The sequence below is a fragment of the Serratia sp. CY55921 genome, from assembly GCF_052167655.1.
In the GTDB taxonomy this organism is placed as follows: domain Bacteria; phylum Pseudomonadota; class Gammaproteobacteria; order Enterobacterales; family Enterobacteriaceae; genus Serratia; species Serratia ureilytica.
Genome location: NZ_JBJNMU010000001.1, coordinates 2,609,406 through 2,636,280, shown reverse-complemented (window position 1 = coordinate 2,636,280; position 26,875 = coordinate 2,609,406). Strand labels below are relative to the sequence as shown.

The 26,875-nt window shown below is 59.8% G+C and carries 28 protein-coding genes; 19 read left to right on the top strand and 9 right to left on the bottom strand.

The window, feature by feature from the left end; genetic code table 11:
• Positions 1-25: 25 nt before the first annotated feature.
• From gspD to ACJ8M3_RS12760, 11 genes are read left to right on the top strand one after another with little or no spacing between them, the layout of a single operon-like run.
• Positions 26-1,990, top strand: coding sequence for a type II secretion system secretin GspD (gspD, locus tag ACJ8M3_RS12810; protein ID WP_080376444.1), 1,965 nt, complete (start codon positions 26-28; stop codon positions 1,988-1,990).
• On the top strand, positions 1,987-3,483 hold the full coding sequence (gene gspE, locus ACJ8M3_RS12805; RefSeq protein WP_060659865.1) for a type II secretion system ATPase GspE: 1,497 nt from the start codon (positions 1,987-1,989) through the stop codon (positions 3,481-3,483). The genes gspD and gspE overlap by 4 nt, the downstream gene beginning before the upstream one ends.
• Positions 3,473-4,684, top strand: a complete 1,212-nt coding sequence (gene gspF, locus ACJ8M3_RS12800) for a type II secretion system inner membrane protein GspF (RefSeq protein WP_089197670.1) — start codon at positions 3,473-3,475, stop codon at positions 4,682-4,684. Before gspE ends, gspF begins: the two co-directional genes overlap by 11 nt.
• Positions 4,685-4,725: 41 nt before the next feature.
• Positions 4,726-5,154 carry a type II secretion system major pseudopilin GspG gene (gene gspG, locus ACJ8M3_RS12795; RefSeq protein ID WP_033644207.1) on the top strand — a complete coding sequence of 143 codons (429 nt, stop codon included), beginning with the start codon at positions 4,726-4,728 and terminating at the stop codon, positions 5,152-5,154.
• Positions 5,151-5,726 carry a prepilin-type N-terminal cleavage/methylation domain-containing protein gene (locus ACJ8M3_RS12790; protein WP_145957711.1) on the top strand — a complete coding sequence of 192 codons (576 nt, stop codon included), beginning with the start codon at positions 5,151-5,153 and terminating at the stop codon, positions 5,724-5,726. Before gspG ends, ACJ8M3_RS12790 begins: the two co-directional genes overlap by 4 nt.
• Entirely contained in the window at positions 5,638-5,985 is a 348-nt protein-coding gene (gspI, locus tag ACJ8M3_RS12785) for a type II secretion system minor pseudopilin GspI (protein WP_232094496.1), read from the top strand. The genes ACJ8M3_RS12790 and gspI overlap by 89 nt, the downstream gene beginning before the upstream one ends.
• Positions 5,982-6,596: a type II secretion system minor pseudopilin GspJ gene (gene gspJ, locus ACJ8M3_RS12780; protein ID WP_060659863.1), complete on the top strand. Its 615-nt coding sequence runs from the start codon at positions 5,982-5,984 to the stop codon at positions 6,594-6,596. Before gspI ends, gspJ begins: the two co-directional genes overlap by 4 nt.
• Positions 6,593-7,495 carry a type II secretion system minor pseudopilin GspK gene (gspK, locus tag ACJ8M3_RS12775; RefSeq protein WP_197775623.1) on the top strand — a complete coding sequence of 301 codons (903 nt, stop codon included), beginning with the start codon at positions 6,593-6,595 and terminating at the stop codon, positions 7,493-7,495. The genes gspJ and gspK overlap by 4 nt, the downstream gene beginning before the upstream one ends.
• Before the next feature lie 3 nt (positions 7,496-7,498).
• The gene (gspL, locus tag ACJ8M3_RS12770) at positions 7,499-8,653 is read left to right on the top strand and encodes a type II secretion system protein GspL (RefSeq protein ID WP_089196656.1); all 1,155 of its coding nucleotides are present in this window, start codon (positions 7,499-7,501) and stop codon (positions 8,651-8,653) included.
• Positions 8,650-9,114 carry a type II secretion system protein GspM gene (gspM, locus tag ACJ8M3_RS12765; protein WP_033651100.1) on the top strand — a complete coding sequence of 155 codons (465 nt, stop codon included), beginning with the start codon at positions 8,650-8,652 and terminating at the stop codon, positions 9,112-9,114. The genes gspL and gspM overlap by 4 nt, the downstream gene beginning before the upstream one ends.
• 15 nt (positions 9,115-9,129) lie before the next feature.
• Positions 9,130-9,945 carry a prepilin peptidase gene (locus ACJ8M3_RS12760; protein ID WP_089196657.1) on the top strand — a complete coding sequence of 272 codons (816 nt, stop codon included), beginning with the start codon at positions 9,130-9,132 and terminating at the stop codon, positions 9,943-9,945.
• Here ACJ8M3_RS12760 and gspS read toward each other — a convergent pair.
• Positions 9,942-10,304: a type II secretion system pilot lipoprotein GspS gene (gene gspS / locus ACJ8M3_RS12755; protein ID WP_033642100.1), complete on the bottom strand. Its 363-nt coding sequence runs from the start codon at positions 10,302-10,304 to the stop codon at positions 9,942-9,944. The two genes, ACJ8M3_RS12760 and gspS, sit on opposite strands and share 4 nt — an antisense overlap.
• Before the next feature lie 253 nt (positions 10,305-10,557).
• Between gspS and gbpA the strand changes: the two genes are divergently transcribed.
• Both gbpA and ACJ8M3_RS12745 read left to right on the top strand, forming a co-directional pair.
• Entirely contained in the window at positions 10,558-11,985 is a 1,428-nt protein-coding gene (gene gbpA / locus ACJ8M3_RS12750) for an N-acetylglucosamine-binding protein GbpA (RefSeq protein WP_046688371.1), read from the top strand.
• Positions 11,986-12,037: 52 nt separating this feature from the next.
• The gene (locus tag ACJ8M3_RS12745) at positions 12,038-12,556 is read left to right on the top strand and encodes a cytochrome b (protein ID WP_033651103.1); all 519 of its coding nucleotides are present in this window, start codon (positions 12,038-12,040) and stop codon (positions 12,554-12,556) included.
• A gap of 281 nt (positions 12,557-12,837) precedes the next feature.
• Here the strand turns inward: ACJ8M3_RS12745 and ACJ8M3_RS12740 are convergent, their stop codons facing one another.
• The 3 genes from ACJ8M3_RS12740 to ACJ8M3_RS12730 all read right to left on the bottom strand — a co-directional run bounded on the left by ACJ8M3_RS12740 (position 12,838) and on the right by ACJ8M3_RS12730 (position 13,973).
• Positions 12,838-13,041, bottom strand: coding sequence for an HHA domain-containing protein (locus tag ACJ8M3_RS12740; protein WP_004940313.1), 204 nt, complete (start codon positions 13,039-13,041; stop codon positions 12,838-12,840).
• Between the two features lie 50 nt (positions 13,042-13,091).
• A complete protein-coding gene (gene tomB / locus ACJ8M3_RS12735; protein WP_004940312.1) occupies positions 13,092-13,460 on the bottom strand; it encodes an Hha toxicity modulator TomB in 369 nt (122 codons plus the stop codon).
• A 159-nt stretch (positions 13,461-13,619) separates the two neighbouring features.
• On the bottom strand, positions 13,620-13,973 hold the full coding sequence (locus ACJ8M3_RS12730; RefSeq protein WP_342184916.1) for a hypothetical protein: 354 nt from the start codon (positions 13,971-13,973) through the stop codon (positions 13,620-13,622).
• A 409-nt stretch (positions 13,974-14,382) separates the two neighbouring features.
• Here ACJ8M3_RS12730 and ACJ8M3_RS12725 point away from each other — a divergent pair, with 409 nt between their 5' ends.
• The 3 genes from ACJ8M3_RS12725 to ACJ8M3_RS12715 are packed head-to-tail and all read left to right on the top strand — an operon-like array spanning position 14,383 to position 16,854.
• Positions 14,383-15,096 (top strand): metal ABC transporter ATP-binding protein, encoded by a 714-nt coding sequence (locus ACJ8M3_RS12725; RefSeq protein ID WP_069100193.1) that lies wholly within the window; start codon positions 14,383-14,385, stop codon positions 15,094-15,096.
• Positions 15,093-15,950: a metal ABC transporter permease gene (locus tag ACJ8M3_RS12720; protein WP_047572431.1), complete on the top strand. Its 858-nt coding sequence runs from the start codon at positions 15,093-15,095 to the stop codon at positions 15,948-15,950. The genes ACJ8M3_RS12725 and ACJ8M3_RS12720 overlap by 4 nt, the downstream gene beginning before the upstream one ends.
• 25 nt (positions 15,951-15,975) lie before the next feature.
• Entirely contained in the window at positions 15,976-16,854 is an 879-nt protein-coding gene (locus ACJ8M3_RS12715; protein ID WP_033642106.1) for a metal ABC transporter substrate-binding protein, read from the top strand.
• Between the two features lie 105 nt (positions 16,855-16,959).
• Here ACJ8M3_RS12715 and ykgO read toward each other — a convergent pair whose 3' ends face one another.
• From ykgO to sdeX, 4 genes are all read right to left on the bottom strand, one after another.
• Complete coding sequence (gene ykgO / locus ACJ8M3_RS12710; RefSeq protein ID WP_004940304.1) at positions 16,960-17,100, bottom strand: type B 50S ribosomal protein L36; 141 nt, start codon at positions 17,098-17,100, stop codon at positions 16,960-16,962.
• A 12-nt stretch (positions 17,101-17,112) separates the two neighbouring features.
• Complete coding sequence (locus tag ACJ8M3_RS12705; RefSeq protein WP_004940303.1) at positions 17,113-17,367, bottom strand: type B 50S ribosomal protein L31; 255 nt, start codon at positions 17,365-17,367, stop codon at positions 17,113-17,115.
• 186 nt (positions 17,368-17,553) lie between these two features.
• Positions 17,554-20,700, bottom strand: a complete 3,147-nt coding sequence (gene sdeY / locus ACJ8M3_RS12700) for a multidrug efflux RND transporter permease subunit SdeY (protein WP_060659858.1) — start codon at positions 20,698-20,700, stop codon at positions 17,554-17,556.
• A 17-nt stretch (positions 20,701-20,717) separates the two neighbouring features.
• The gene (sdeX, locus tag ACJ8M3_RS12695) at positions 20,718-21,905 is read right to left on the bottom strand and encodes a multidrug efflux RND transporter periplasmic adaptor subunit SdeX (RefSeq protein ID WP_033642108.1); all 1,188 of its coding nucleotides are present in this window, start codon (positions 21,903-21,905) and stop codon (positions 20,718-20,720) included.
• A 142-nt stretch (positions 21,906-22,047) separates the two neighbouring features.
• Between sdeX and acrR the strand changes: the two genes are divergently transcribed.
• From acrR to mscK, 3 genes are all read left to right on the top strand, one after another.
• Positions 22,048-22,707, top strand: coding sequence for a multidrug efflux transporter transcriptional repressor AcrR (acrR, locus tag ACJ8M3_RS12690; RefSeq protein ID WP_033642109.1), 660 nt, complete (start codon positions 22,048-22,050; stop codon positions 22,705-22,707).
• Between the two features lie 11 nt (positions 22,708-22,718).
• Complete coding sequence (locus tag ACJ8M3_RS12685; RefSeq protein WP_042783805.1) at positions 22,719-23,072, top strand: DsrE/DsrF/TusD sulfur relay family protein; 354 nt, start codon at positions 22,719-22,721, stop codon at positions 23,070-23,072.
• Between the two features lie 100 nt (positions 23,073-23,172).
• A complete protein-coding gene (mscK, locus tag ACJ8M3_RS12680) occupies positions 23,173-26,565 on the top strand; it encodes a mechanosensitive channel MscK (protein WP_089196659.1) in 3,393 nt (1,130 codons plus the stop codon).
• A gap of 31 nt (positions 26,566-26,596) precedes the next feature.
• Here the strand turns inward: mscK and rsmS are convergent, their stop codons facing one another.
• A complete protein-coding gene (gene rsmS, locus ACJ8M3_RS12675) occupies positions 26,597-26,776 on the bottom strand; it encodes a pleiotropic regulatory protein RsmS (protein ID WP_016928837.1) in 180 nt (59 codons plus the stop codon).
• Positions 26,777-26,875: the final 99 nt, after the last annotated feature.

Below are 26,875 nucleotides of genomic sequence, written 5' to 3'. Positions count from 1 at the left end.
TTTTACAGCATAAGGCAACACTGTGATGACGCATTTTATTTTTCGTTCCCGCGCAGGCTGGAGCGCCGGTTTATGGCGCGCGTTAGCGGCGGTGGCCGTCATGATTGCCCTGGGGGGCCTGGCGCATGCGGAGCAATTCTCCGCCAATTTCAAAGGCACGGACATTCAGGAATTTATCAATACGGTCAGTAAAAACCTGAGCAAGACCATCATTATCGATCCGGCGGTGAAAGGTAAGGTTACGGTGCGCAGCTACGAACAGCTCAACGAGAAGCAATATTACCAGTTCTTTCTCAATGTGCTGGACGTCTACGGCTATACGGTCATCGGCATGCCCAACAATGTCCTGAAGGTGATCGCCGCCAAAGAGGGAAAAAGAGCCGCGCTGTCGCAAAGCGGCGGCGAGGCGATCGCCGAAGGGGATGAAGTGGTGATGCGCGTGGTGCCGCTGCGCAATATCGCGGCCAAAGACGTTTCGCCGATCTTGCGCCAGCTTAACGACAGCATCGGCGTGGGCAGCGTGGCGCATTACGAGCAGGGCAATGCGCTGTTGATCACCGGCCGAGCCGGGGTGGTCAACGGCCTGCTCGACCTTGTCAGGGAGATGGATCAGGACGACGGCAATCAGGTCGAGACCTTCGCGCTGAAGCATGCGGCGGCGCCGGAGATTGCGCGGATGGTGAACGAACTGTTTCGCGAAGAGGGTAAACGGCGTATGGCCGGGGCAGGCTCGCTGCGGCTGGTGGCGGATGAGCGCACCAACAGCGTGATGATCGCCGGGGACGATCGGGCCCGCGAACACGCCAAAGAACTGATTGAGCAGTTGGATAACAAGAGTGTCACCCAAGGCAATACCCAGGTCATTCCGCTCAAATACGCCAAGGCGCAGAGCCTGGTCGAGGTGCTGACCGGCGTGAGCGCGGGCCTGCAAAACGAGAAAGAGAGCGCCGCCGCCAACGTGGCGCTGTTGAAAAATGTGGTGATCAAGGCCGATGAGCAGACCAATGCGCTGATCATCACCGCCGCGCCGGACGTGATGCGCGATCTGGAGGCGGTGGTCGCCAAGCTGGATGTACGGCGCGCGCAGGTGCTGGTCGAAGCGGTGATCGTCGAAGTGCAGGATGGTCAGGGGCTGAACATCGGCGTGCAGTGGGCCAACAAATACGGCGGCGGCACGCAGTTCGCCGGCCAGGCGCCCGGCATCTCGGCGGGGTTCGAAAACGGCATGAGCGATGTGTTCGGCAAGGCCAACGGCCTGATGACCGGTTTCTACAGCGGCAACTGGGGCGTATTGCTGTCCGCCATCGCCAGCAACAACCAAAACAATATCCTGGCTACGCCGAGCATCGTTACGCTCGATAACGCCGAGGCGGAGTTCAGCGTCGGCCAGGATGTACCGATCCTCACCGGTTCGCAAACCACCAACAGCGATAACGTCTTCAATACCGTGTCGCGCAAAACGGTGGGCATCAAGCTCAAGGTCAAACCGCAGATCAATCAGGGCCAGTCCGTGCTGATGCAGATCGAGCAGGAGGTCTCCAGCGTTGCCGACAGCGCCGGCGCCACGCCGGATTCGCTGGGGGCGACCTTCAATATCCGCACGGTCAACAATACGGTGCTGGTGGACAGCGGTGAGACCGTGGTGGTGGGCGGGCTGCTGGACAAGTCCAACTCGGAGCTGGAGAGCAGCGTGCCGATCCTGGGCAAGATCCCGCTGGTGGGGGCGCTGTTTCGCTCGAACGCCACCAAAGCGAGCAAGCGTAATTTGATGCTGTTTATCCGCCCGACCATCATTCGCAGCTCCGAGGGGTATGCCCGGCAGAGCCAACGCAAGTTAGGCAAGTTCGACGCCGAGCAGCAGGACGATCGTGAGCTGAATAACGCACTGCGCAGCGAGATCGCCGGCGATAAGAAGGCGATCGACAATCGGGCGTTCCTCGCCACCGTCGCGCGTATCGAGGCGTTTTATTCGCGCGGAGCGCGCCCGTGAAGCCCCGTTCTGCGGGGCCGCGGCTGCCTTTTGGCTGGGCGCGGCAGCATGGCGTGCTGGCCGTCGACGGGCAGAGCGGCATTCAACTGTATTGTCATCCCGAGACCCGCCACGCCGCGTTGATGGAGGCGTACCGCTGCCTGCCCGGTGAGCCGACGCTGGCCCGGCTGGACACGGAGGCCTTTGAACAACGGTTGGTGGCGCACTATCAGCGGGAAAGCGGTCAGGCGCAGAAAATGATCGACGATCTGGGTGGCGAACTGGATTTCTATGCGTTGGCGGAAGAGCTGCCGCAGCAGCAAGACCTGTTGGACGAACAGGACGATGCGCCGATTATCCGCCTGATTAACGCCTTGCTGAGTGAGGCGATCAAAGAGCGCGCCTCCGATATTCACATCGAAACCTACGAGAGCGAGCTGGTGATTCGTTTTCGCATCGACGGCGCGCTGCGCCGCATTCTGGCGCCACAGCGCAAGCTGGCGGCGCTGCTGGTGTCGCGCATCAAGGTCATGTCGAAGCTGGATATCGCCGAGAAGCGCGTGCCGCAGGATGGGCGCATGGCGCTGAAGGTTGGCGGGCGGGCGATCGACGTGCGGGTGTCGGTGATGCCGGCCAGCCACGGCGAGCGCGTGGTCATGCGCCTGTTGGATAAACAGGGCGTGCGGCTCGAACTGCCCAGCCTGGGCATGGCGGCGGCGCACCAACAGGCGTTGCTGCGCCTGATCCGCCAGCCGCACGGCATTATTCTGGTCACCGGCCCGACCGGTTCGGGCAAGAGCACCACGCTTTATACCTTGCTGAACCAGATCAATGACGAACAGCGCAACATCATGACGATCGAAGATCCCGTCGAGTATGAACTGGCCGGCATCGCGCAGACGCAGGTGAACCCCAAGGTGGACATGACCTTCGCGCGCGGGCTGCGCGCGCTGCTGCGTCAGGATCCCGATGTGGTGTTGATCGGCGAGATCCGCGACGGTGAAACGGCGCAGATCGCGGTGCAGGCCTCATTGACCGGACATCTGGTGCTGTCGACCCTGCATACCAACACGGCGATCGGCGCCGTGACCCGGCTGCGGGACATGGGCGTTGAACCGTTTTTGCTTTCCAGCTCGCTGAGCGGCGTGTTGGCGCAGCGCCTGGTGCGCCGGCTTTGTCCGCACTGTCGCGAGCCTTATGCGCTGCCTGACGCGCAGCGGCGCCAACTGGGGCTGGCGTCGACGCGGGCGCTGACCTGCTGGCGCCCGATAGGATGCGAGGCCTGCGGCGGGCAGGGCTATCGCGGCCGAATCGGTTTGCATGAACTGTTGGTGCTGGATGAACCGATGCGCAGGGCAATCCACCGTAGCGACGGTGAGCTGGACATCGCCAGGCTGGCCGGGGAGCGCTATCAGCCGCTGCGCCAGGATGGGATCGCCAAAATGTGCGCCGGAGAGACCAGCCTGGAAGAAGTGTTGCGGGTGACGCGCGAAGGGGATGGCGATGAAGTTTGATTATCGCGCCTGCGATCGTGAGGGGCGCGCCCGGCGTGGCGTGTTGGAGGCGGATTCTCTGCGCCAGGCCCGCGATCGGCTGCGTGAGAAGGGGTGGCAGGTGCTGGCGGTGCAGGCGCGCAGGCGATCCGCTTTCGCCGGCATGTTTGCCGGCCGCTGGATGAGCGGCGTGAGCAGCGGCGATGTGGCGCTGTTGACCCGGCAGCTGGCGACGCTGCTGTCCGCTGCGCTGCCGCTGGAGGAAGCGCTGATGGCGGTGGCGCGGCAAACGGAGAAAAAAGGTCTGCAGGCGGCGTTGGCTCAGGTGCGGCAGCGCATTCTGGAGGGCTTTCCGCTGGCGCAGGCGCTGGGTCAGCATCCGCAGATTTTTGACCGCCTCTATTGCGCCATGGTGGCCGCCGGTGAGATTTCCGGCCATCTGGCGCCGGTGCTGGAACGGCTGGCCGACTACGTCGAACAGCGCCAGCAAATGAAGAACAAAATCGTGCAGGCGCTGGTGTACCCGATGGTGCTGACGACGGTGGCAATCGGCGTGGTGGCGATCCTGTTGACGGCGGTGGTGCCGAAGGTGATCGAACAGTTTGTGCATATGAAGCAGACCTTGCCGCTGTCGACCCGGATGCTGCTCGGCGCCAGCGACGGGCTGCGACGATGGGGGGCGTTGGCGCTGATATCGGTGCTGACGGGCCTTGGCGCGTTCCGCTATCGCCTGCGGGATCCGGCGCGGCGCGTGCGCTGGCATGCGTTCATCCTGCGGTTGCCGGTGGTCGGCAAGCTGTCGCTGGCGGTGAACACGGCGCGCTACGCCAAAACGCTGAGCATTTTGAACGCCAGCGCGGTGCCGTTGCTGGAGGCGATGCGCATCAGCGCCGGCGTGTTGGGTAACGAGGCTGCCCGCGAACGGCTGCTGGCGGCGATGGAGCGGGTGCGGGAGGGCGAAGGATTGTCGCCGTCGCTTGAGGGCACCGCGCTGTTCTCACCGATGATGCGGCACATGATCATGTCCGGCGAGCGCAGCGGTGAGCTGGACATGATGCTCGAACGGGCGGCGACGATGCAGCAGGAGGCCTTCGGCCGGCAAGTCACGCTGGCGCTGGGGCTGTTTGAGCCTTTATTGGTGATCGCGATGGCCGGTTCGGTGCTGTTTATCATTTTGGCCATCCTGCAGCCGATATTGCAGCTCAATAATATGGTCGGCTAATCATGCCGTTAATGGAGAGTAAAGTGATTCATATCAGCAAGATGCGCAGGTCGCGGCAGCGAGGGTTTACGCTGCTGGAAATCATGGTGGTGATCGTCATTCTGGGGCTGTTGGCCAGCCTGACCATTCCAAGCCTGATGGGAAACAAGGAGAAGGCCGATCGGCAAAAGGCCGCCAGCGATATCGTCGCGTTGGAGAACGCGTTGGATATGTACAAGCTGGACAACGGGCGTTATCCCAGCGCGGAACAGGGGCTGGCGGCGCTGGTGACCCGGCCGACGCTGGCACCGATCCCAAGGAATTATCCCGAAGACGGTTATATCCGCCGCTTGCCGCAAGACCCCTGGGGGCAAGCGTATCGTCTGCGCAACCCGGGGCGCCATGGCAAGCTGGATGTGTTCACGCTGGGGCCGGACGGTGTCGCCGATACCGATGATGACATCGGTAACTGGGTGGCCGACGCGCCATGAGGCGCATACGCGGTTTTACGCTGCTGGAGACCATGTTGGTATTGCTGCTGCTGGGGGTGACCAGCGGCCTGGTGATGCTGAGTTTTCCGGCGGATGAGAAGCCGTTGGCGCGGCAGGGAGAGCGATTGAGCCATTGGCTGAATGCCCTCGCCGAGCGGGCCGAGCGCGAAGGGGTGAGGTATGGCGTGGCGTTCGATGACGGCGGTTGGCGCAGCGTCGCCGAAGCGGGGCGGGAGAGCCGGGAGCAGTACGCTCTGCCGGACGGCGTCGCGCTGCGGCTGAGCGTTGAAGGGCAAACCGTCGCGCTCGCCGCAGAGGCGGCGCTGCCACAGGTGTGGCTGTATCCGGGGGGCGAAACCACGGCGTTCAGCGTGGAGCTATCGCAGGGCAAGTGTCTGTGGCGATTGCAGGCGCCCGGTTACTTTGTATTTGAAACGACGGACATTCGTTGCGATGACGCGGAAAATGAGACGCCAGCAGGGCATGACGCTGCTGGAAGTGATGGTGGCCATGATGATCTTCGCCATCGGCTGTCTGGCGCTGATCAACAGCACCGGCGGCCAGGTGCGTAGCCTGAGCGCGATCGAAGCCAAGACCGTGGCGCTGTGGGTGGCGGACAACCAGCTGACGCTGCTGCAGCTCGATCCCCGCCCACCGACGCTGGCCTGGCATTCGGGCTCCACGGTGATGGCCGGTGAAACCTGGCACTGGCGCTATCGCGGGCGGGAGACCAGCGACGCCGGGATGCGGGCGATCGCGATTGAAGTCAGGCGCGACCCGCAGGATCGCAATGCGCTGGTGGAGATGCTCGCCTACAGGGCGTTGCCGTGAAGCGCGCTTTGCAACGGGGTTTTACGCTGGTGGAAATGCTGTTGGCCATTGCCCTGTTCGCCATGCTGTCGCTCACCGCATTGACGGTCTTCAGAGGCGTGCTGAAAAACGACGAAATCACCCAGCGCAAATCGACGCAGTTGACCCAGCTGCAACGGGCGCTGGCGATCGTCGAGCGCGATTTGACGCAGGCGCAGGCGCGCGCGCCGACCGGCGATAAACGCTGGCCGGCGGCGCCGGAGTTTGCGGTGCTGCAGACGGCGGGAGAGGAAGGCGGCGATTTTCAGCTGCTGCTGATCCGAAACGGCTGGCCGAACCCCCAGGCCCGATTGCCGCGCGCCACGCAGGAGCGGGTGGCGTATCGCTACCGGCAGGGGCGGCTCGAACGCCTCAGTTACCCGAATTTGAGCAGCCCGCAGGCGGCGGCGCGCAGCGTGCTGCTGCTGTCTGAGGTGACGCGGTTCCAACTGCGTTTTTACCGGCAGGGCGAATGGTTGACGGCCTGGCGCGCCGGCGGGCTGCTGCCGCAGGCGGTGGAGATCGCCATCGACACCTCTGCGCTGGGGGAAGTCCGGCGCATCGTCACGCTGCCCGCCGCGAGGCCACTATGAATAAACAACGCGGTATGGCGCTGTTGATGGTGTTGCTGATGATGTCGCTGATGGCGATCGTGGCGGTCAATATCAACGATAACTGGCAGCGTTCGCTGGCGCGCACCCAGTCTCAGCAGGATCGGTTACGGGCGAAATGGTTGCTGCTGGGCGGCGAGAGCTACGCCCGGCAGCGGCTGCAGCAGGCGGGAGAGCAGCGGAAGGCGTGGGGGGCATCAGGGGCGACCTTCAGCATGCGCACCGAAGAGGGGGAAGTGGCGATACGTCTGCGCCGCGTTGACGCCTGTTTCAACCTCAACGCCCTGATCCGCGCCGCCGGCCCGGCGGATGTCGGCGATAGCGAGGGGGCCCCCCCCAATAAGGAGAGGCGAATATTCATGCTGCTATTGAACAATCAGGGGATCGCCGCTGCCCAGGCGGGCGCGATTGCCGATGCGATCGTCGCCAGAGCCTATGGCGAAGGATATCTGATGGGGGATGTCAGCGAGCTGCGGGAGCTGGCCGGCATCGACCGCGAGCTTTATCTGCGTCTTGCGCCGCTGCTTTGTGCGGCGCCGGATGCCGAGCTGCGCCTCAATCCGGACGCCGTGAACGACGCTCAGCTGCCGCTGCTGCGGGCGATGTTGATGAACGCGCTGAGCGATGAGCGGCTGCGGGCGCTGCTGGCGGCCCGCCCGCCGCAGGGCTGGCAGACGCTGGCGTTTTTGTCGCAGGAAAAAACGCTGCAGGCGCTGGGTGAGGATGACCTTGGCGAGCGACTGATTTTCGACGATAACCGCTGGATTGCGCAGCTGCAGCTTAGGCTGAACGACGGACGTTATCGGCTGGTCAGCGCGTTGCAGCCGGGCCCGTCAGGCGTCACGGTCAGCGGACGTCGGTTCGACAGAGGGGAAGGGTAAACGATGGCGAACACCATCCTGCTTATCGCGCTGGACGATGATGCGATGGCCGATGTGCGCTGGGGCCGCGTCGGCGAGACGCGCTGCCGCTTTGCCGCCCGCCTCGATCTGGCCGAAGGCGGTAGTGAGTTGGCGGCCATGGCGCAGGGCAGCCGGGTCGTGGTGCTGGTGCCTGCCCGTCATGTGGTGCTGAGACAAACGACATTCCAGGGCAAGGCCCGGCAGGCGACGCCGCTGGCGCTGGCGTACTCCCATGAGACCGGGTTGTTGACCGATGTCGAGCAGATGCATTGGGCGGTGCTGGGCAAGGTGCAGCGCGATTTCACTATCGCCGGCGTTGCGCTGGCGCAGATGCAAGGGTGGGTTGATAGCCTCAACGCCTGCGGCATTCGCGTCGATGCCCTGCTGCCCGACGTGCTGGCGTTGCCGTTGCCGAACCAATGCAGCGCACTGCGCTGGCGCGGACACTGGCTGCTCCGAACGGGGGGCATGCAGGGCATGCAGTTGCCCGATGCCTGGGGGGACAGCGTCCCGTGGCCGACGCCGGGCGTCCCGTGGCCGACGCCGGATTGGTGTCTGCACAGTGGCGGAGAGGTGCCGGCGGGCTGGGAAACGGCGCGTATCGATGAGGATCCGCTGTGGCGATTGGCGGAAGAGGCCTGGAACAGCACATCCACGCTGTTGCAGGGGCGTTTCAAACCGGGCGTGCGCTGGCCGCGCCGTCTGCCCGATAAGACCGCCTGCGCGATGCTGTTGCTCAGCGGTTCGCTGCTGGTGGGGGGCTTGCATCACCAATTAATGGCCAGACAGAGCGAAAGCCAGATAACGGCGCTGACTCAGCGCCTGCTGCCGAGTGGCGAGACCGCGCCGGCGTTCGCCGAACGGGCGGCGCAAGCGTGGGCACGGCGTATGCAAGACACCCTGAATGCGCCGCAGCTGTTCAGGCTGTTGCCCTACGCGGCCGAGGCGCTTGCTGTCTGGGAACCTCCGCAGTTGCAGGCGCTGGCTTTCGACGCTGCCGACGATCGTTTGGTGGTGACGGTAAACAGAAACGACGCGCCGCTGCCGGCGCCGGTCAACGACGGTGGCGTCAGCATGACGTTCAGCGAGGGAAGCGCGCCTAACCAGGCGATCCTGACGGTGAGAGGTGAGCGATGAACATCGGTTGGCGCGATAAGGCGCTGCGGCGGGCAGTGCTGTTAAGCCTGTTGATGCTGATGGCCTGCGGCTACTGCCTGTATCAATTTTCACAGGCGCAAAAAAACGCACAACGGCTGGCGGCGCTGCGGGAGCAGGCGCGCGTCATCCAACAATTGCAGGCGCGTTTGCCGCAGAGCGCCGCCGCGCGCGAGCAACTGCCGGAGCGACTGCGACAGAGTGCGCTGGCATATCGCATCGCCATCGCCGAACTGACGGAAAGTGAAGCGGATGTGCGGGTCACGCTGCCACCGGTGCCGTTTGAACGCCTGTTGCCGTGGCTGGCCGCCCTGCAACGCGAGCACGGGATCCGCGTGCTCTCACTCGCCGCAGAACGTGCGGGGCAGGCGCCGGGCGTGGTGCAAATCAGCCAACTGCGGGTAACGGCGCAACCGGCGATGTCACCCACGCGACGACAATAGAGGATCCAGAGAACCATGCTATCCGCAATAAACGCAGTGGCCGATGAACACTGGCTGCTATTTAGCGCCGTGTTGAGCCTGTGCATCGGCAGTTTTATCAATGTGGTCGTTTATCGGCTGCCTGTCATGCTTGAGCGCGAAATGGAAATGGCGCAGGCCGAACGATTTAATCTCTTTTTGCCGCGTTCATTCTGCCTGTGTTGCACAATGAAAATATCGGCGCTCGATAATATTCCTTTATTAAGTTGGCTGCTGTTGCGCGGTCGCTGTCGTTATTGTCGCACGCCTATTTCCATCCGTTATCCACTGGTGGAGCTATTGCTGATGCTAATGGGAATAACGCTGGCCTGGCGCGTCGGCATCGGTGTGGATTGGTTTTTCATGTTGGCGTTTGCTGCATTGCTGCTGGCCTTGGCGGCGATCGACAGCGAGCGTCAGCTGTTGCCGGATTGCCTGACGCTGTCGCTGCTGTGGGCCGGGCTGTTGTGGCATTGCCTGGCGCACCCGGCATTTTTGCCGACGGCGGTCATCGGCGCGCTGGCGGGGTATTTGACGCTGTGGCTGCTGTATTGGGGATTTCGTCTCGCGACCGGCCGCGAGGGGCTGGGATACGGCGATTTTAAACTGCTGGCGGCGCTCGGCGCCTGGGGCGGCTATGCCGTTTTGCCGTCGATTCTGCTGTTTGCCGCCACCGGCAGCCTGCTGTGGCTGCTGCTGCGGGTGTGGCGCGGCGGCGATGGGGCGCAGCCCCTGCCTTTTGGCCCGGGTTTGGCGGTGGCGGGCGCCGGCGCGGTAGCCTGCCAGTGGCTTGCGCTACCGCTGGCGGGTTAACGGAGCTGGGCTAAAAACGGCGCCAGCGTTCGGTTGAGTCCGCTGCACTTCTCTTGCAACGGCGTGGCGTCGGCCTCCAGCTGCGCGGCGACGTTTTTGCCTGCGTCAAGTAACTGGGTGCGATTAAGCGCCGGCGCCCAGCCTTTTCTCTCCGCCGCCTGCAACGCCGCCGCCGCGAGTGGGTCGTTGGCCGGGATATCGGCGCGGTTGCAGCGTTCTCTCAGAAACTGGCCGGCGCCGACCAGCGATGACAGCTGGTCGCGCTGGATGGCGGCGTCAGGGGCCGATTTGGCGGCGTGCTGACAGCCGGATAACAGCAGGCATGCCATGAACGCCGTGGCGATGTTTTTCAATGTCACGTTATTTTCCCTGTGGAAGTGGCGCGGTGTCGGTATTTTCTTGCGCCGCATGGCGGCGCTTTACGAGGTCAGGAATATTTTAACCCTTTATCATGCGGTTTAATATTCTGACGGCATTAGGTTTTATTATTTTAATGCATTCTAAGTGCCGGGCGTTCAGGGCTTCTACTTATTATTCCTCTCGCGGTATCGCCGCATCTCTTTGAGTTTCTTCTCACTCAGTTGGAATCCAATAAATTTAACTGGAGTCGTAATGAAATTATCCAAAATCGCCCTGATGATGGCAGCGCTCACTGCCTCCTCGGCCGCCTGGTCGCACGGTTATATCGAAGTGCCCGAGAGCCGCGCTTACAAGTGCAAGCTGGGCAGCAACACCGACTGCGGCCGAGCGCAGTGGGAACCGCAGAGCGTCGAGCAGGTTTCCGGCTTCCCTGGCGGCGCGACGCCGCGCGACGGCCAGCTGGCCAGCGGCGGGGTGGGCGGTTTCGAGCCGCTGGATCGTCAGGGCGTCAACGTCTGGGCGTTGAACACCATGAAGCCGGGACCGCAGACGTTCACCTGGTACCACACCGCCAAGCACAAAACCAATAACTGGCGTTATTACATCACCAAACAAGACTGGGACGTGAATAAGCCGCTGTCGCGCGAGGCTTTCGAAAAAGAGCCGTTCTGTGAAGTCGATGGCCATGCTCAGGCGCCAAAAGATCGCGAAGTACACCAGTGCGTGGTGCCGGAGAGAACCGGCTATCAGGTGATTTATGGCGTGTGGGAAATTAATGACACGGTGAACAGCTTCTATCAGGTGGTTGACGTCAACTTCGAGGACGACGGCGTCGTGTCCGAATGGCGCAAGCAGCTGCAAGGCTCTCTCACCGGCAAAAACCTGCAGGTTGGCGACAAGGTGATCGCCCGCTTCTTCGATGCGGACGGTGAAGTGCTGACGATGAAAACCGAGCTGGCGATCGACAGTGAGGCGCTGACCGACAAAAACCGCTGGAGCCACGCGCTGGCCAGCAAGATCAACGCCGAACAGAAAGCGGTGCGTGCCGGGGTGAAAGACGGTAAAGGCAACGTCAATCCGGTGTTTGGCAATAATGCGGTCTTTGCCAAACAAGGCAGCACGATGAAGAGCGTGGTGATCTCCTATGAGGAAGAAACGCCGACTATCACCGAAGAGATCCGCATCGGCAACCTGTCCAGCACCAAGATCAAGGACGGTAAAGCTCAGCTGACCTTCAATGCCGAGGTTAAAGGCAAATTGACCGTTGAAGCGCGCGTTTACGATCACGGCCAGACGGAAAAAGGCTACGTGAAAGAGACGCTGGAAGACGCCAGCCAGCCGCTGACCGTCGCGCTGAACAACGTCAGCGAGGGCCATCACATGCTGAAAGTGATCGCCAGCAACGACAATGGGCAGAGCATTCAGCCGGATATCGAAAACTTCAATCTGGAAGCTGAATCCACCGGCGGTGGCGGCAATGGCGACTACAACTTCGTCTTCCCGAACGCGCTGAGTAAATACACCGCCGGCACCACGGTGCTGCAACCGAAAGACGGCAAGGTTTATCAGTGCAAACCTTTCCCTTACAGCGGTTACTGCATGCAGTGGAACAGCGGCGCGACTCAGTTTGAGCCGGGCGTGGGATCCAACTGGCAGGACGCCTGGGTCGTGAAAAAGTAAGTGCGCATCGGATAGTCAAGCGGCCAATGATGGCCGCTTTTAAAGGAGCTTTATGTCACACGAACCTGCCCGTTACGATCTTTTCAGTCGGTTACTGCATTGGGGCATTGCCGCCGTGATGATCTACGTCATGATCGTGGGTTATTCACTGCATTTTATGACGGATGCGCGCATCTTCGCCTTTTTCTCCGTGACCAATATGTCGTTGGCCTTGGTGCTGACACCGCTGATGGCGGCGCGCTTTATCTGGCGTTTTTTCCGGCCTAAAGTGCCTTATGGCGATATGCTGCAAGGGCGCGAGAAGGGGTTGGTGCATTTGCTGCACGAAATATTCTACCTGCTGATTTTCGTGGTGTTGCTGAGCGGATTTCTCATGCTGGAGCACGGCTTTGCGGTTTTCGGCGCAATCGATTTTCCCCGTCCGATTGCGAATCTTGAGGTTAATCGTTTCTTTTTCGCCGTGCACCGTTATTCATGCATCGCGCTGTCGGCCATGATTGTGCTGCACATCGCGGCGGTGATTAAGCATCACTGTTTCGCCCGGCGGGCGATTTTGCGCCGCATGCTCTGAGCCTGGCGGTGATGGATCACGCCGCCCGGCGCGGCGGCGTGGCAGCGATGGCCTCAGGGATATTCGCCGCGATTTGCACCACACAGGCAATGTGAGGCGAGTGTCTTCACGCGTGAATAGCGTTAAGGCGTAATACCCCGGGCATTAACCGAGAATTGTTGCTATTTATTATTAACGGCAAAGATGAGTGTAATTAACATTCCGTTGTCAATAGGAAAATGACCTATTCAACTTGAACATTGAAGCCGATAAAAGCATCGGCTCAACGCGTTGGGGGCTGATTATCTGACATATTTCCAAACGGAGGTGGGGATTTTGTCATACAGCTTGTTCATGGTCAGCTCCGCCAAACGATGATCGGCGGCTGAGTAAAACAGCTCCAGTTCATCATCGGAAAGCTCGTACTTATTTTTTTCAATAACACGTTCGAGAGTATCAATCGTGGTGCATTTACGTAAACGCATCAGATAGTCGGTTTTAGTCATGGTGGCCTTTTAGTTTAATAACCGTAAAATAGCTCGGGAATAATTATCCCCTAAGTTTTCATTGTCGTACAGATGTCCTCTCCTGAGAACATTCTGAATAATCTCGCCTTGGTTTTTTGCCAGCGGCGCAGGTCGGAATCATTGATACCGTAGCTGCTGAACAGCGTATAGGTATCGTCGAGATATTCCTCGACTAACTCCGACAAATCGGATTCGTCCATGTATTTAATTTTATAACTCATCACAAACGAAGCGATATGTTCGATCAACTCATTAAGCTGAAGGTTGACGGAGGATGTCGGATCGTTGACCCACCCGTGGTGGCTGTCTCCCAGGGTGGCGATACCTTCATCATACAAATTTTCGCACAAGAATTTGAGTTGAGCAATGTCGTGTCGCTTAGGCGAATACTCATCCATATCATCCCCTCCGTAAGTCTTAATGGCGGTGTTGATAACACTATGTGAGTAAGCTGATTTACATCATGAACGGAGGCAGCTTAACGGTGGTTAAATAAACTTCCCGTAAAATGAATATAAATCATTTTTTCGCGTTTGGCCTGCAGTTATTACGTAAACTTACAATTCATCCGCGGTTGATGGGCGTGAGTTATCAATGATGTCGAAGATTAAACCCCGTTGCGCCACACGGAACCGGACGCTATCGCTGATCGTGTCTTCGCTGTTGATATCCAGGCAAGCATTAAAAATGCCCCACTTATAGCGATAACTCATTGAATAATCGCTGTCACCTTGTTGCACTATATCAAGTATTTCTAATGAATCTTCGGCATAGCGTGCGCTTTCAGAATAAAAACTGAGTCCGCTGGTCAGCGACGGCACTAACTCCGCAATATTGTCATTAATCACTTTCTTTAATTTTTTAACAGAAAGTGCGTTGACGTCCAGGTTACAGGCAAGGGTAACAAACATTAATCTCGGCCAACAACAATGTTATCTGCTCATCTTACTCCTTTTCCACTCGCGCCGGTAAATTTTTCGATTTACCGCTGTTTTTTTACCTTCCGCCAACATTTTTGCCGAACGGGAATATCCCTGAGTTTGATAAGGGGGCGAGGGGGGAGGGACCTGCTGCGCGACGAGCTGTTACGTTCCGTTGCATTAATGAGTCCGGCAACGCTTGAGACATACCATTTATTGTGATGTTATATTGTAACTATAAATCTGCTGCTTTGGTTATTCCCTTGATTTCCACTTCGCAAAATGACGCCGCGTCGTCGCTGAATTCGTTGTTCACCACCTCCGCGGCCGTGCGCTGTGTGGGCGCTATCGTTTTGTTGACTCTGCTGTGGCTCGGCATTTTTTGGGCGGTGTCGCTGCCATGATTTCATTACGTCAGCTGGCGATAGGCTATGGCGCCACGCCGCTTTTCCCGCCGCTGAGCGGGCAGTTTAGCGCCGGTTCGTTAACCGCGGTGGTGGGCGTCAACGGGGCAGGGAAATCGACGTTGCTGAAAACGCTCGCCGGTTTGTTGCCGCCTGTGGCGGGTCGCCTGGACTTTAGCGGTGAAAAGCCGCCGCGCAAGGCTTATTTACCGCAGCAGGCGGAGCTGGATCGGCAATTCCCGATCGCGGTGAGCGATCTGGTGGCGATGGGATGTTGGCCGCAAAGCGGCATGTTCGGCGGTATGAATCAGCGTGCGGCGAGCCAGGTTAATGAGGCGCTGGCGAGCGTCGGCATGAGCGCGCTGGCGCACAGTCCGGTGGGCGAGCTCTCCGGCGGCCAGCTGCAGCGGGTGCTGTTTGCGCGCCTGCTGGTCCAACAGGCGCCGTTGATCCTGCTGGATGAACCCTTCACCGGCATCGACAGCGCCACTACGCAGATCCTGCTGCAGGTGATCGCGCAGCTGCACCAGCAGGGGAGAACGGTGATCGCCGTCCTGCATGACATGTCGATGGTCGCCGAGCATTTTCCGCAGGTGCTGTTGCTGACCCCGCAGGCGTGTCATTGGGGCGCGGCCGAGCGCGTGCTGGAACAGGTGCCGCGGTATCTCGCCGCCGAACGGCAGCCGGGCCTGCGGGTGGTGGCGCCATGATGCTGTTGCATGGGCTTATCGACCCTTTTCTCTCTTTCGGTTTTATGCGACGCGCATTGATGGCGTGTCTGGCGCTGTCGCTCAGCGCCGCCCCGCTGGGGGTGTTTCTGTTGCTGCGCCGCATGAGCCTGGTGGGGGATGCGTTGTCCCACGCGGTGTTGCCCGGCGCGGCAATCGGTTATCTGATTTCCGGCATGTCGCTGGTGGCGATGGGGGTGGGCGGCTTTATCGCCGGGTTGGCGGTGGCGATGCTGTCCGGCCTGGTGAGCCGCCGCACGCCGTTAAAAGAAGATGCCAGCTTCGCAGGATTCTATCTGGGCTCACTGGCGCTGGGGGTCACGCTGGTCTCGCTGCGCGGTTCCAGCGTAGATCTGCTGCACGTGCTGTTCGGTTCGATTCTGGCGGTGGATGCGCAGGCGATGCTGATGGTCGGTGCGATCGCCACGGTGTCGCTGCTGGCGCTGGCGGCGCTGTACCGCGCGTTAGTGATCGAATCTTTCGATGTGACTTTTCTGCGCGTCAACGCGCCACGCCGGTTGGCGCTGATCCACGGCCTGTTTCTGGCGCTGGTGGTGGTCAATCTGGTGGCGGGATTCCAGATCCTCGGCACCCTGATGTCGGTGGGGCTGATGATGCTGCCCGCCGCCAGCGCGCGCTTCTGGGCGCGCAATCTGCCGCAGACGCTGGCGGTGGCGATGGGCATCGGCGCGCTGTCCAGCCTGATTGGGCTGGTGTGGTCCTATTATGCGTCATTGCCTGCCGGCCCGGCGATCGTGCTCAGCGCCAGCGTCATCTTTTTCGTCTCGATCCTGTTTGGAACGCGCGGAGGCATTTGCGCCTTCGCGCGCCGTTGAGAAGTGCCCTTTGCAAGGAGAAAGTATGAAACGTTTACCTATATCGCTGGCGGTTGCTGCTCTGCTGGCCAGCCCATTGGCGATGGCGAAGACCGTCGACGCCGTCGCCAGCTTTTCCATTCTGGGCGATATCGTCAAACAGGTGGGAGGCGATCACGTCAAGGTTAGCACGCTGGTGGGGCCGGATGGCGATCCGCACAGTTTCGAGCCTTCGCCGCAGGACGGCAAGAAGCTGGCTCAGGCTGATGTGGTGTTCGTCAGCGGCCTGGGGCTGGAAGGGTGGATCGATCGCCTGGTCAGCGCTTCGGGTTATAAAGGGCAGGTGATCACCGCTTCACAGGGGATCAACACCCGCCAGATGGAGGAGGACGGCAAACCGATTACCGATCCCCACGCCTGGAACAGCATGAAAAACGGCGTGCAGTACGCCACCAACGTGATGAACGCCCTGATCGCCGCCGATCCCGAGGATGCCAACTATTTTCGCCAGCGCGGCGCCGAATACATTCAGCAGTTGCAAAAGCTGGATCTGTGGGCCAAAACCCAGTTCGCCGCTGTGCCGCCGCAGAAACGTAAGGTGCTCACCAGCCATGATGCCTTTGGTTACTTTGGGCAAGAGTATGGCGTCACCTTCCTTGCGCCGGTCGGATTTTCCACCGAGGCCGAAGCCAGCGCCAGCGATGTGGCCGGCCTGATCAAACAAATCAAACAGGAAAAAGTTAACGCTTACTTTATCGAAAACCAGACCGATCCGCGGCTGGTGAAACAGATTGCCGCCGCCACCGGCGCCAAGGCGGGCGGCGAGCTGTACCCTGAAGCGCTCTCGCGCGTGGGCGGCCCGGCGGCCACCTATGAGCAGGCGTTCAAGCACAATGTCGACGCGCTGCTGAGCAGCATGAAGTAATCTCCGCCCCCGCTTGCCGGCGGGGGCAGCTTGTAGGCACTTTCTCGCCATAAAAAAAGCCCCGTTGAGCAGCAACGGGGCTTTGCGACAGATGGCACTTTGGAGTTAACGCTTTTTCTTACGTCCCTGTACCGCTTTGAATCGCGGATTGCTTTTACAGATCACATAGATGCGGCCACGACGACGCACGACTTTGCAATCCGGGTGGCGATTTTTCGCCGAACGCAATGAACTCAATACCTGCATGGGGGTTCCTTGTTACTTATTGCCGATAAAGCGGCCAAAGCGCTGCTGGAAGCGCGCCGTGCTGCCTTCTTTGGAATAGTCTTTCTGCTTGCCGGTGTAATACGGATGCGAAGCGGAAGAGACGTCGAGGGTGACATACGGCCAGCTTTCGCCGTCCAGCTCGATTGTGCGATCGGTTTTGATGGTCGATCCCACTTTGAAGTAGGCGTTGGCGCTGACATCGTGGAACACCACGGTGCGATAATCGGGATGGATGCCGGGTTTCATAATGGCTCTCTCGTGCAATGTTATACTATAACAACAATTATGCGCCGACCGGGCATCACGATCAAGCGTAAATTGCACACACGAGTGAATTAATGAGAACGGTTTGCATTAAGCAACTGAAGCAAAAGAAAAAGGCCGCATGCGCGGCCTTTTCGATTATCGGGTAGAAATCTCTTCACTGAACGATCAGTGATGCTCTACCGGGTGGCTGTGTTCCAGGTCTTCGTTCTTCTTGCTGAAGCGGCGGCGAACCACCACGAAGAACACCGGTACGAAGAAGATCGCCAATACGGTCGCGGTGATCATCCCGCCCATTACGCCGGTACCTACCGCGTTCTGTGCGCCGGAGCCTGCGCCGCTGCTGATAACCAGCGGCAGAACCCCGAGGATGAAGGCCAGGGACGTCATCAGAATTGGACGCAGACGCATACGCACCGCTTCCAACGTCGCTTCGATCAGACCTTTGCCTTCTTTCTCCATCAGATCCTTGGCGAATTCCACGATCAGGATGGCGTTCTTCGCCGATAGACCGATGGTGGTCAACAGCCCCACCTGGAAGTACACGTCGTTATTCATGCCGCGCATCGTCGCGGCCAACAACGCACCGATAACCCCCAGCGGCAATACCAGCATGACCGAGAACGGTACGGACCAGCTTTCATACAGCGCCGCCAGACACAGGAACACCACCAGAATCGAGATGGCGTACAGCGCCGGCGCCTGGTTGCCCGACAGACGTTCCTGATAGGACATGCCGGTCCAGTCGTAACCGATGCCGCTTGGCAGTTTGGACGCCAGCTGTTCCATCAGGTTCATCGCTTCACCGGTACTCTTGCCCGGTGCAGCCTGGCCCAGAATTTCCATCGACGGCAAGCCGTTATAGCGTTCCAGACGCGGTGAGCCGTATTCCCATTTCGCCGAAGAGAAGGCGGAGAATGGCACCATCTGGCCGCTGGTACCGCGCACGTACCATTTGTTGATGTCTTCCGGCAGCATACGGAACGGCGCGTCTGCCTGTACATACACCTTCTTCACACGACCGCGGTCGATGAAGTCGTTGACGTACGAACCGCCCAGTGCGGTGCTCAGCGTGCTGTTGATGGTGGTGATGCTCACGCCCAGCGCCTTGGCTTTCTCCTGATCGACGATCAGTTTGAACTGCGGCGTATCTTCCAGGCCGTTCGGGCGCACGCCCACCAGCACGTCCGGATGCTGAGCAACCATGCCCAACAGCTGGTTACGCGCTTCGGTCAGTTTTTCGTGCCCCAGGCCGCCCTGGTCAATCAGCTCGAAGTCGAAGCCGGTTGCGGTACCGAGTTCGATGATCGCCGGCAGGTTGAACGGGAACACCAGGCCTTCTTTAATCTGCGAGAAGGCGCCCATGGCGCGACCCGCGATCGCTTCCACCTTGTTCCCGGCCCCTGGACGCTCACCCCAGTCTTTCAGGCTGACGAATGCCAGGCCGTTGTTCTGGCCGTTACCGTTGAAGCCGAAGCCCGCGACGGTAAACACCGAAACCACGTTGTCCTTTTCCTTGTTCAGGAAGTAGTCGGAGACTTCTTCCAACACCTTGTTGGTGCGGGATTCGGTGGCGCCGGCAGGCAACTGCACCATGGTCAACAGGATGCCCTGATCTTCGTCCGGCAGGAACGAAGAAGGAAGACGCAGGAACAGCAGGCCCATGCCAACCACGATCAGCAGGTAGATGATCAGGTAGCGGCCGGTGCTGCGCAGAATGTTGCCCACGCTGTCGGTATAGTGATGCGTGCTCTTCTCGAACATGCGGTTAAACCAGCCGAAGAAGCCCGTTTTAACCCCGTGATCGCCTTTCGGGATCGGTTTGAGCAGGGTGGCGCACAGCGCCGGTGTCAGGATCAAGGCCACCAGCACCGACAGCGCCATCGCGGACACGATGGTGATCGAGAACTGACGATAGATGGCGCCGGTTGAACCGCCGAAGAACGCCATCGGCACGAATACCGCCGACAGCACCATGGCGATACCCACCAGCGCGCCCTGGATCTGGCCCATCGATTTACGGGTAGCTTCTTTCGGCGGCAGCCCCTCTTCGGACATGACGCGCTCGACGTTTTCCACCACCACGATGGCATCATCCACCAGCAGGCCGATCGCCAACACCATGCCGAACATCGTCAGGGTGTTTATCGAGAAGCCGAACGCCGCGAGTATCGCAAAGGTCCCCAGCAACACCACCGGCACCGCGATGGTTGGGATCAGCGTCGCGCGGAAGTTCTGCAGGAACAGATACATCACCAGGAATACCAGGATGATGGCTTCGATCAGCGTTTTCACCACTTCGTTGATGGAGATCTTAACGAATGGGGTGGTGTCGTACGGATAAACCACTTTCATCCCTTGCGGGAAGAATGGCGCCATCTTGGCCAGCTCGTCTTTCACACCTTTGGCGGTGTTCAAGGCGTTGGCGCCGGTCGCCAGTTTGATACCCAGGCCGGCGGCAGGCTTGCCGTTATAACGCGCGGTAACGGCATAGCTTTCCGCGCCGCGCTCGATGTGAGCGACGTCGCGCAGGCGCACCTGGGAACCGTCGGTATTGACCTTCAGCAGGATCTTGCCGAACTCTTCCGGCGAAGTCAGACGGGTCTGCGCGATGATCGAGGCGTTCAACTGCTGCCCCGGCACCGGCGGCAGGCCGCCCAGCTGGCCTGCGGCGATCTGGTTGTTCTGCTCGGTGATGGCGGAGGTCACATCCGTGGTCGTCAGCTGGTAGTTGTTCAGCTTGTTCGGATCCAGCCAAATGCGCATCGCGTACTGGGCACCGAACAGCTGCACTTCACCCACGCCGGACGAACGGCTGATCGGGTCCTTGATGTTGGACGCCACGTAGTCCGCAATATCGTCCTGAGTCATGTTCGGATCGTCGGAAACGAAGCCGGCCACCATCAGGAAGCTGCTGCTGGATTTTTCTACTTTCAGGCCCTGCTGCTGAACTTCTTGCGGCAGCAGCGGGGTGGCCAACGACAGTTTGTTCTGGACCTGAACCTGCGCGATGTCAGGATCGGTGCCGGACTCAAACGTCAGGGTAATGGTGACGCTACCAGAGGAATCACTGGTGGAGGACATGTACATCAGGTTATCGATACCGTTCATGTTCTGTTCGATAATCTGTGTGACGGTATCCTGCACCGTTTTGGCATCTGCGCCCGGGTAGTTGGCGGAAATACTCACCGCCGGTGGTGCAATAGTGGGATACTGCGCGATTGGCAGTTTCATTATTGCAAGCACCCCCGCCAACATGACGATGATGGCGATTACCCAGGCGAAAATTGGGCGGTCTATAAAGAACTTAGCCATGTATTACAGGCTCCTTTTTATGACTTCTGCGCTTCAGACTGCGGCTGTTTTTGCGCCTGAGTGTCAACTTCCTGCACTTTTACCTGCGCGCCCGGATGCACTTTCATCAGGCCGGTGACGATGACGCGATCGCCGGCTTTCAGGCCATCGGTAACCAGCCATTTGTCGCCAATCGCCTGGTCCGCCTTCAGCGTGCGCAGCTCAACTTTGTTGTCTGCCCCTACCACCAACGCCGTCGCGTCGCCGCGCGGGTTGCGGGTGACGCCCTGTTGAGGCACCAGCAACGCATCGCTGCGTACGCCTTCGTCCAGACGGGCGCGCACGAACATGCCAGGCAACAGCGTATCGTTCGGGTTAGGGAACAGGGCGCGAATGGTGATGGAGCCGGTGGTCTCATCGACGGTGACGTCGGAGAACTCCAGCGTGCCTTCCTGCGCGTATTCGGTGCCGTTTTCCAGCATCAGTTTCACTTTGGCCTTGCCGTTTTCCTGCTTCAGCGCGCCGCTGGCCAGTTCTTGCTTCAGGCGCAGGAAGTCGGTGCTCGACTGGGTGACGTCGACATACATCGGATCCAGCTGCTGCACGGTGGACAGGGCGGTTGCCTGGCCGTTGCTGACCAGCGCGCCTTCGGTCACGGCAGATTTGCCGATGCGGCCGGAGATCGGAGAGGTCACCTTGGTGTACGCCAGGTTGATGCGCGCGGTTTCCACGGCGGCCTTGGCGGCCACCACGGCGGCATCCGCTTGCTGCAGCGTGGACACGGCGTTGTCGTAGTCCTGCTTGCTGATGTAGCTGGTGCCCAGCAATGGCTTGTAGCGGTTTACCGTCACGCGCGCGATGGAAGCGCTGGCCTGCGCTTTGGCCAAATCGCCTTTCGCGCTGTCGTAGCTGGCCTGATAGGTCGCGGGATCGATTTGGTACAGAGACGTCCCGGCCTTGATATCGCTGCCTTCAACGAAGTTACGCTTCAGGATGATGCCGCTGACCTGAGGGCGAACTTCGGCGATGCGATACGCAGCGGTGCGGCCAGGAAGATCGGTAGTGATATTGAGAGGCTCGGCCTTCAAAGTGACTACGCCCACTTCAGGAGCCTGCTGTTGGGCGCCTTGCTGTTGGGTTTCTTTATCGTTACATCCTGTTAGCACTAAGCTGCCTGAAAGCATCAGAACGGCCGCCAGAGGCGTTAACCCTCTGTTTTTGTTCATAGAAAAACCTCAAGTGTCCGATTTCAAAATGATCAATGGATCACAAGCTTTAAAACCCATTGCTGCGTTAATTATATGTGCGTGCTATGGTACATACATTCGCGAATGTATGTAAATCACACTCCCCCTAAATAACAATGCCATGGCACGAAAAACCAAACAGCAGGCGCAAGAAACCCGACAGCAAATCCTCGATGCTGCGGTGAGAGAGTTCTCTGAACGTGGCGTTGCTGCAACGTCACTGACAGATATTGCCACCGCTGCCGGGGTTACGCGTGGAGCCATTTACTGGCACTTCAAAAATAAGGTAGACCTGTTTAATGAAGTTTGGGAATCTACCGAGCCGAAAATTGACCAGCTCGAAACAGAGTATCAGGCAAAGTTTCCCGATAATCCACTGCGGGTTATCCGGGAAATTCTGATTTACATTCTGACGTCTACGGTTGAAGACGGCCGCAGGCGGGCGTTGATGGAGATTATATTCCACAAATGCGAGTTTGTCGGTGAAATGATGCCGCTGCTGGATTCGCGCAAGGTGCTGTACCTCGCCGGCTACGAACGCATCGAAGCGGTGCTGTATAACTGCATTCACCACGAGCAATTGCCCGCCGATTTGCATACCCGCCGTGCGGCGATCATCCTGCGCGGTTATATCACCGGCCTGATGGAAAACTGGCTGTTTATGCCGGAAAGTTTCGATCTGCGGGCCGAAGCCGAAGCGCTGGTCGATGCGTTTTTGGAGATGCTGCAGTTTTGCCCCACCTTGCGCCTCAACCCCGACGTCGACCGCCTTCCTTTATAAGGAGAGATTTCATGTCATCAGTTGTTCTCATCGCCAACGGCGCCGCCTATGGCCATGAATCCTTGTTCAATGCGCTGCGGTTGGCCATCGCGCTGAAAGAGCAGCAAAGCAGTCTCGACCTGCGGCTGTTTCTGATGTCCGACGCGGTGGTGGCCGGGCTGGCAGGACAGCAGCCGCACGAAGGATACCATCTGCAGCAGATGCTGGAGATCCTCACCGCGCAGCAGGTGCCGGTCAAGCTGTGCAAGACCTGCGCCGACGCGCGCGGCGTCAGCCGCTTGCCGCTGGCGGACGGCGTGGAGATCGGCACGCTGGTCGAACTGGCGCAGTGGACGCTGGCGGCGGAGAAAGTGCTCACTTTCTGATTTCGCGACAACGGGACATCACCGGCAACGTTTTTGTTGTTCGTTGCCCGCCGGCGATCGTGATAATCTTCAGGCTTCTTAACCGATCCGAAGCTAAATCATGCATCGCTGGTTGACTCTGCCCTCTCTGACGCCGCGCTCGTTTGTCGGCGCATGCCGGCGGCACATCGCCGCCGCGACACTCCTTTTCCTGATTTGCGCGCTGAGCTCGCCGGTGCAGGCGGCGCTGAACGGCGATTTGCCGCAGCGCAGCGAAGTGCAAAGCCAGCTGGAAGCGCTGAACAAGCAAAAAGCCCTGACGCCGGTCGAAAAGCTGTCCCAACAGGATTTAACCCGCACGCTGGAGCTGCTGGACGCCATCGAGCGCAATCGGCAGGACGCGGCGCAGCTTAAACAGCAGGTGCAGCAGGCGCCGGCGAAGCTCAATCAGGTGACCGCTGAACTGGATGCGCTGAAGAAGCCGGTAGACAATGCGGCGGCGCGCGCCGCGCTGTTGCCGCTGTCGCTGCGCCAATTGGAAAGCCGGTTGTATCAAACGCTCGACGAGCTGCAAAGCGCGCAGGAGAGCCTCTCTACTTACAACAGCCAACTGGTGTCGCTGCAAACCCAGCCTGAACGAGTACAAAGCACCATGTACGCCGCTTCGCAGCGCCTGCAGGAGATCCGCAGCCAGCTCAGCGGCCAGACGCCGGGGCAAGATTCGCTGCGCAACAGCCAGCAGGTGATGCTGACCACCGAGCAGGCGTTGCTCAACGCGCAGCTGGAGCTGCAGCGCAAAAGTCTGGAAGCCAATACCACGCTGCAGGATCTGCTGCAAAAACAGCGTGATTACACCACGGCGCATATCGACGCGCTGGATCGCTCGGTACAGTTGCTGCAGGAGATCGTCAACAGCAAACGTTTGACGCTGTCTGAAAAGACCGCCAAAGAGGCGCAGAACCCGGAAGACGCCACCGATATTCAGCACGATCAGCTGGTCAGCAAGCAACTGGACGTCAACCGCCAGCTGAGCCAGCGGCTGATCGCCGCCACCGAAGAGAGCAACACCCTGTTCCAGCAGAACATTCGGGTCAAAAACTGGCTCGACCGCGGGCTGCAGGCGGAGCGTAACCTGAAAGAACAGATCCAGGTGCTGAAGGGCAGCCTGGTGCTGTCGCGCATCCTGTATCAGCAGCAGCAGAGCCTGCCGCAGGGCACGCTGTTGGCGGATATGGACACGCGCATCGCCGATTTGCGGCTGGAGCAGTTCGATATCAATCAGCAACGCGACGATCTGTTCAAGGGAGAGGATTACATCAACCAGCTTGTGGCCGAAAGCAAGGAAAAGGCCGGCCCGGAGGTGATCGACGCGTTAAACGAGATCGTCGATATGCGCCGCGAGCTGCTGGATCAGCTGAACAAGCAGCTCAGCAACCAGCTGTCGCTGTCGATCAACCTGCAGATCAATCAGCAGCAGCTGACCAGCGTCTACGGTTCGTTGCAAGATACGCTGACCCAGCAGATCTTCTGGGTCAACAGCAACAAGCCGGTCGATCTGGCGTGGCTGAAGGCGATGCCCGAGGCGGTGCGCGATCAGCTCGCCGGTCTCGATCTCAAATTCGACGGCGGCAAGCTGGTGCAGGGCGGGCTGAATGCGCTGGTGTTCCTGATCCCGATGCTGTTGGCGATCGGGGTATTGCGCTGGCGCTACCGGCTGATCGACGGCCATTTGCAAAAGCTGGCCAACGACGTGGGGCAACTTAAGCGCGACGGCCAACTGCACACGCCGAAGGCCATCGCGCTGACCTTGCTGAAAGTGTTGCCCGGCGCCGCGTTACTCCTCGGCGTCGGTTTCTGGATGTATCGCGCGGATTTCGGCATCAGCGACTTTATATGGGCATTGTCGCAGCAGCTGGCGCTGTCGTGGCTGGTGTTCGGCTTCAGCTATCGCATGCTGAAACCGGGCGGCATCGCCGAGCGGCATTTCAACTTCGGCGCCAACCTGTGCGCGCATTACCGCCGTCAGACGCTGCGGCTGGGGTTGGCGCTGCAGCCGTTGATCTTCTGGTCGGTATTGGGCGAGAAAGCGCCGCTGCGTCTGGTGGAAGACGTGATCGGCCAGATCGTGGTGATGTTGACGCTGGCGCTGCTCACGGTGCTGGTGTTTCCGCTGTGCCGCGACAGCTGGCGTGAAAAAGGCTCGCATGCCGTGCGGCTGGTGGTGGTCACCGCGCTGGCCGCCACGCCGCTGATCCTGCTGGGGCTGATGTTCGCCGGCTACTTCTATACCACGCTGCGGCTGGCCAGCCGCTGGATAGACAGCCTGTATCTGTTTTTCCTGTGGAATATCGTATACCTGACCGCGCTGCGCGGCCTGAGCGTGGCGGCGCGGCGTCTGGCTTACCGGCGCGCGTTGGCGCGGCGGCAAAACGTGGCGAAAGAAGGAGCCGAAGGCGGCGAACCGGTGGTGGAAGAGCCGCCGCTGGCGCTCGATCAGATCAACCAGCAGTCGCTGCGCCTGACCACCCTGGTGCTGTTCGCCATCTTCGCCAGCGCCTTCTACGCCATTTGGTCGGATCTGGTGACGGTCATCGCTTATCTGGACAGCATCACGCTGTGGCATTACACCAGCACCGTGGCGGGCAGCAGCGTGTCGCAGGCGGTGACGCTGGGCAACATGATGGTGGCGATCGCCGCAGTGATTGTCGCCTACGTGCTCACCCGCAACTTGCCCGGTTTGCTGGAGGTGGTGGTGCTGTCGCGGTTGCAACTGCGGCAGGGGGCGTCTTACGCTATCACCACCGTGCTCACTTACCTGATTACCGCCGTGGGCGCCGTGGTTGCGCTGGGATCGCTCGGCGTATCTTGGGACAAACTGCAATGGCTGGCCGCCGGTCTGACGGTCGGGCTGGGCTTCGGCCTGCAAGAGATCTTCGCCAACTTCGTCTCCGGCCTGATCATTCTGTTCGAACGCCCGATCCGCATCGGCGATACCATCACCATCGGCACCTTCTCCGGTTCGGTCAGCAAGATCCGCATTCGCGCCACCACCATTACCGACTTCGATCGCAAAGAGGTGATCATTCCGAACAAGGCGTTCGTCACCGAGCGTCTGATCAACTGGTCGCTGTCCGATACCATCACCCGCGTGCTGATCAAGATCGGCGTGGCCTACGGCTCCGATCTCGACAAGGTGAAAAAGGTGCTGCTGCAGGCGGCGCACGACAACCCGCGGGTGATGACCGATCCCGAACCGCAGGTGTTCTTCCTCAACTTCGGCGCCAGCACGCTGGATCACGAACTGCGGCTCTATGTGCGGGAACTGCGCGATCGCAGCTACACGGTGGACGAACTGAATCGCTCAATCGACCGCTTGTGCCGGGAAAACGGCATCGACATCGCCTTCAACCAGCTGGAGGTGTATCTGCATAACCAGCAGGGCAATGAAGTGCAGGAAGTGAAAAGAACGCTGTCGCCGGACGACGGCGGCCAGACGGCGGCGGATAAGCAATGAGAGGCGAAAGGGACAGCGGCGCTGTCCCCGGTTACTGTCCGGCAGGCAGATAGGGAGAGGTGACGCCGGCGCGCTGCAGCTTTTCCTGATAATCCCGTTTGACGATATCCAGCGCCGCCAGCGCGGTGGCCGGATCGATCTCGTTGCATTCCAGCAGGTAAATCAAGTCTACCGCCAGCTGCAGTTCGGGTGAGGCGTTTTCCAGAGACATAGCACCTGCGCTTATTTAATTAATGGGATGAATAACTCGGGTATCGGCAGAGTATAGTGAACCCGGCGCGCAACCGGGGAATAATCATTAAAATATTGT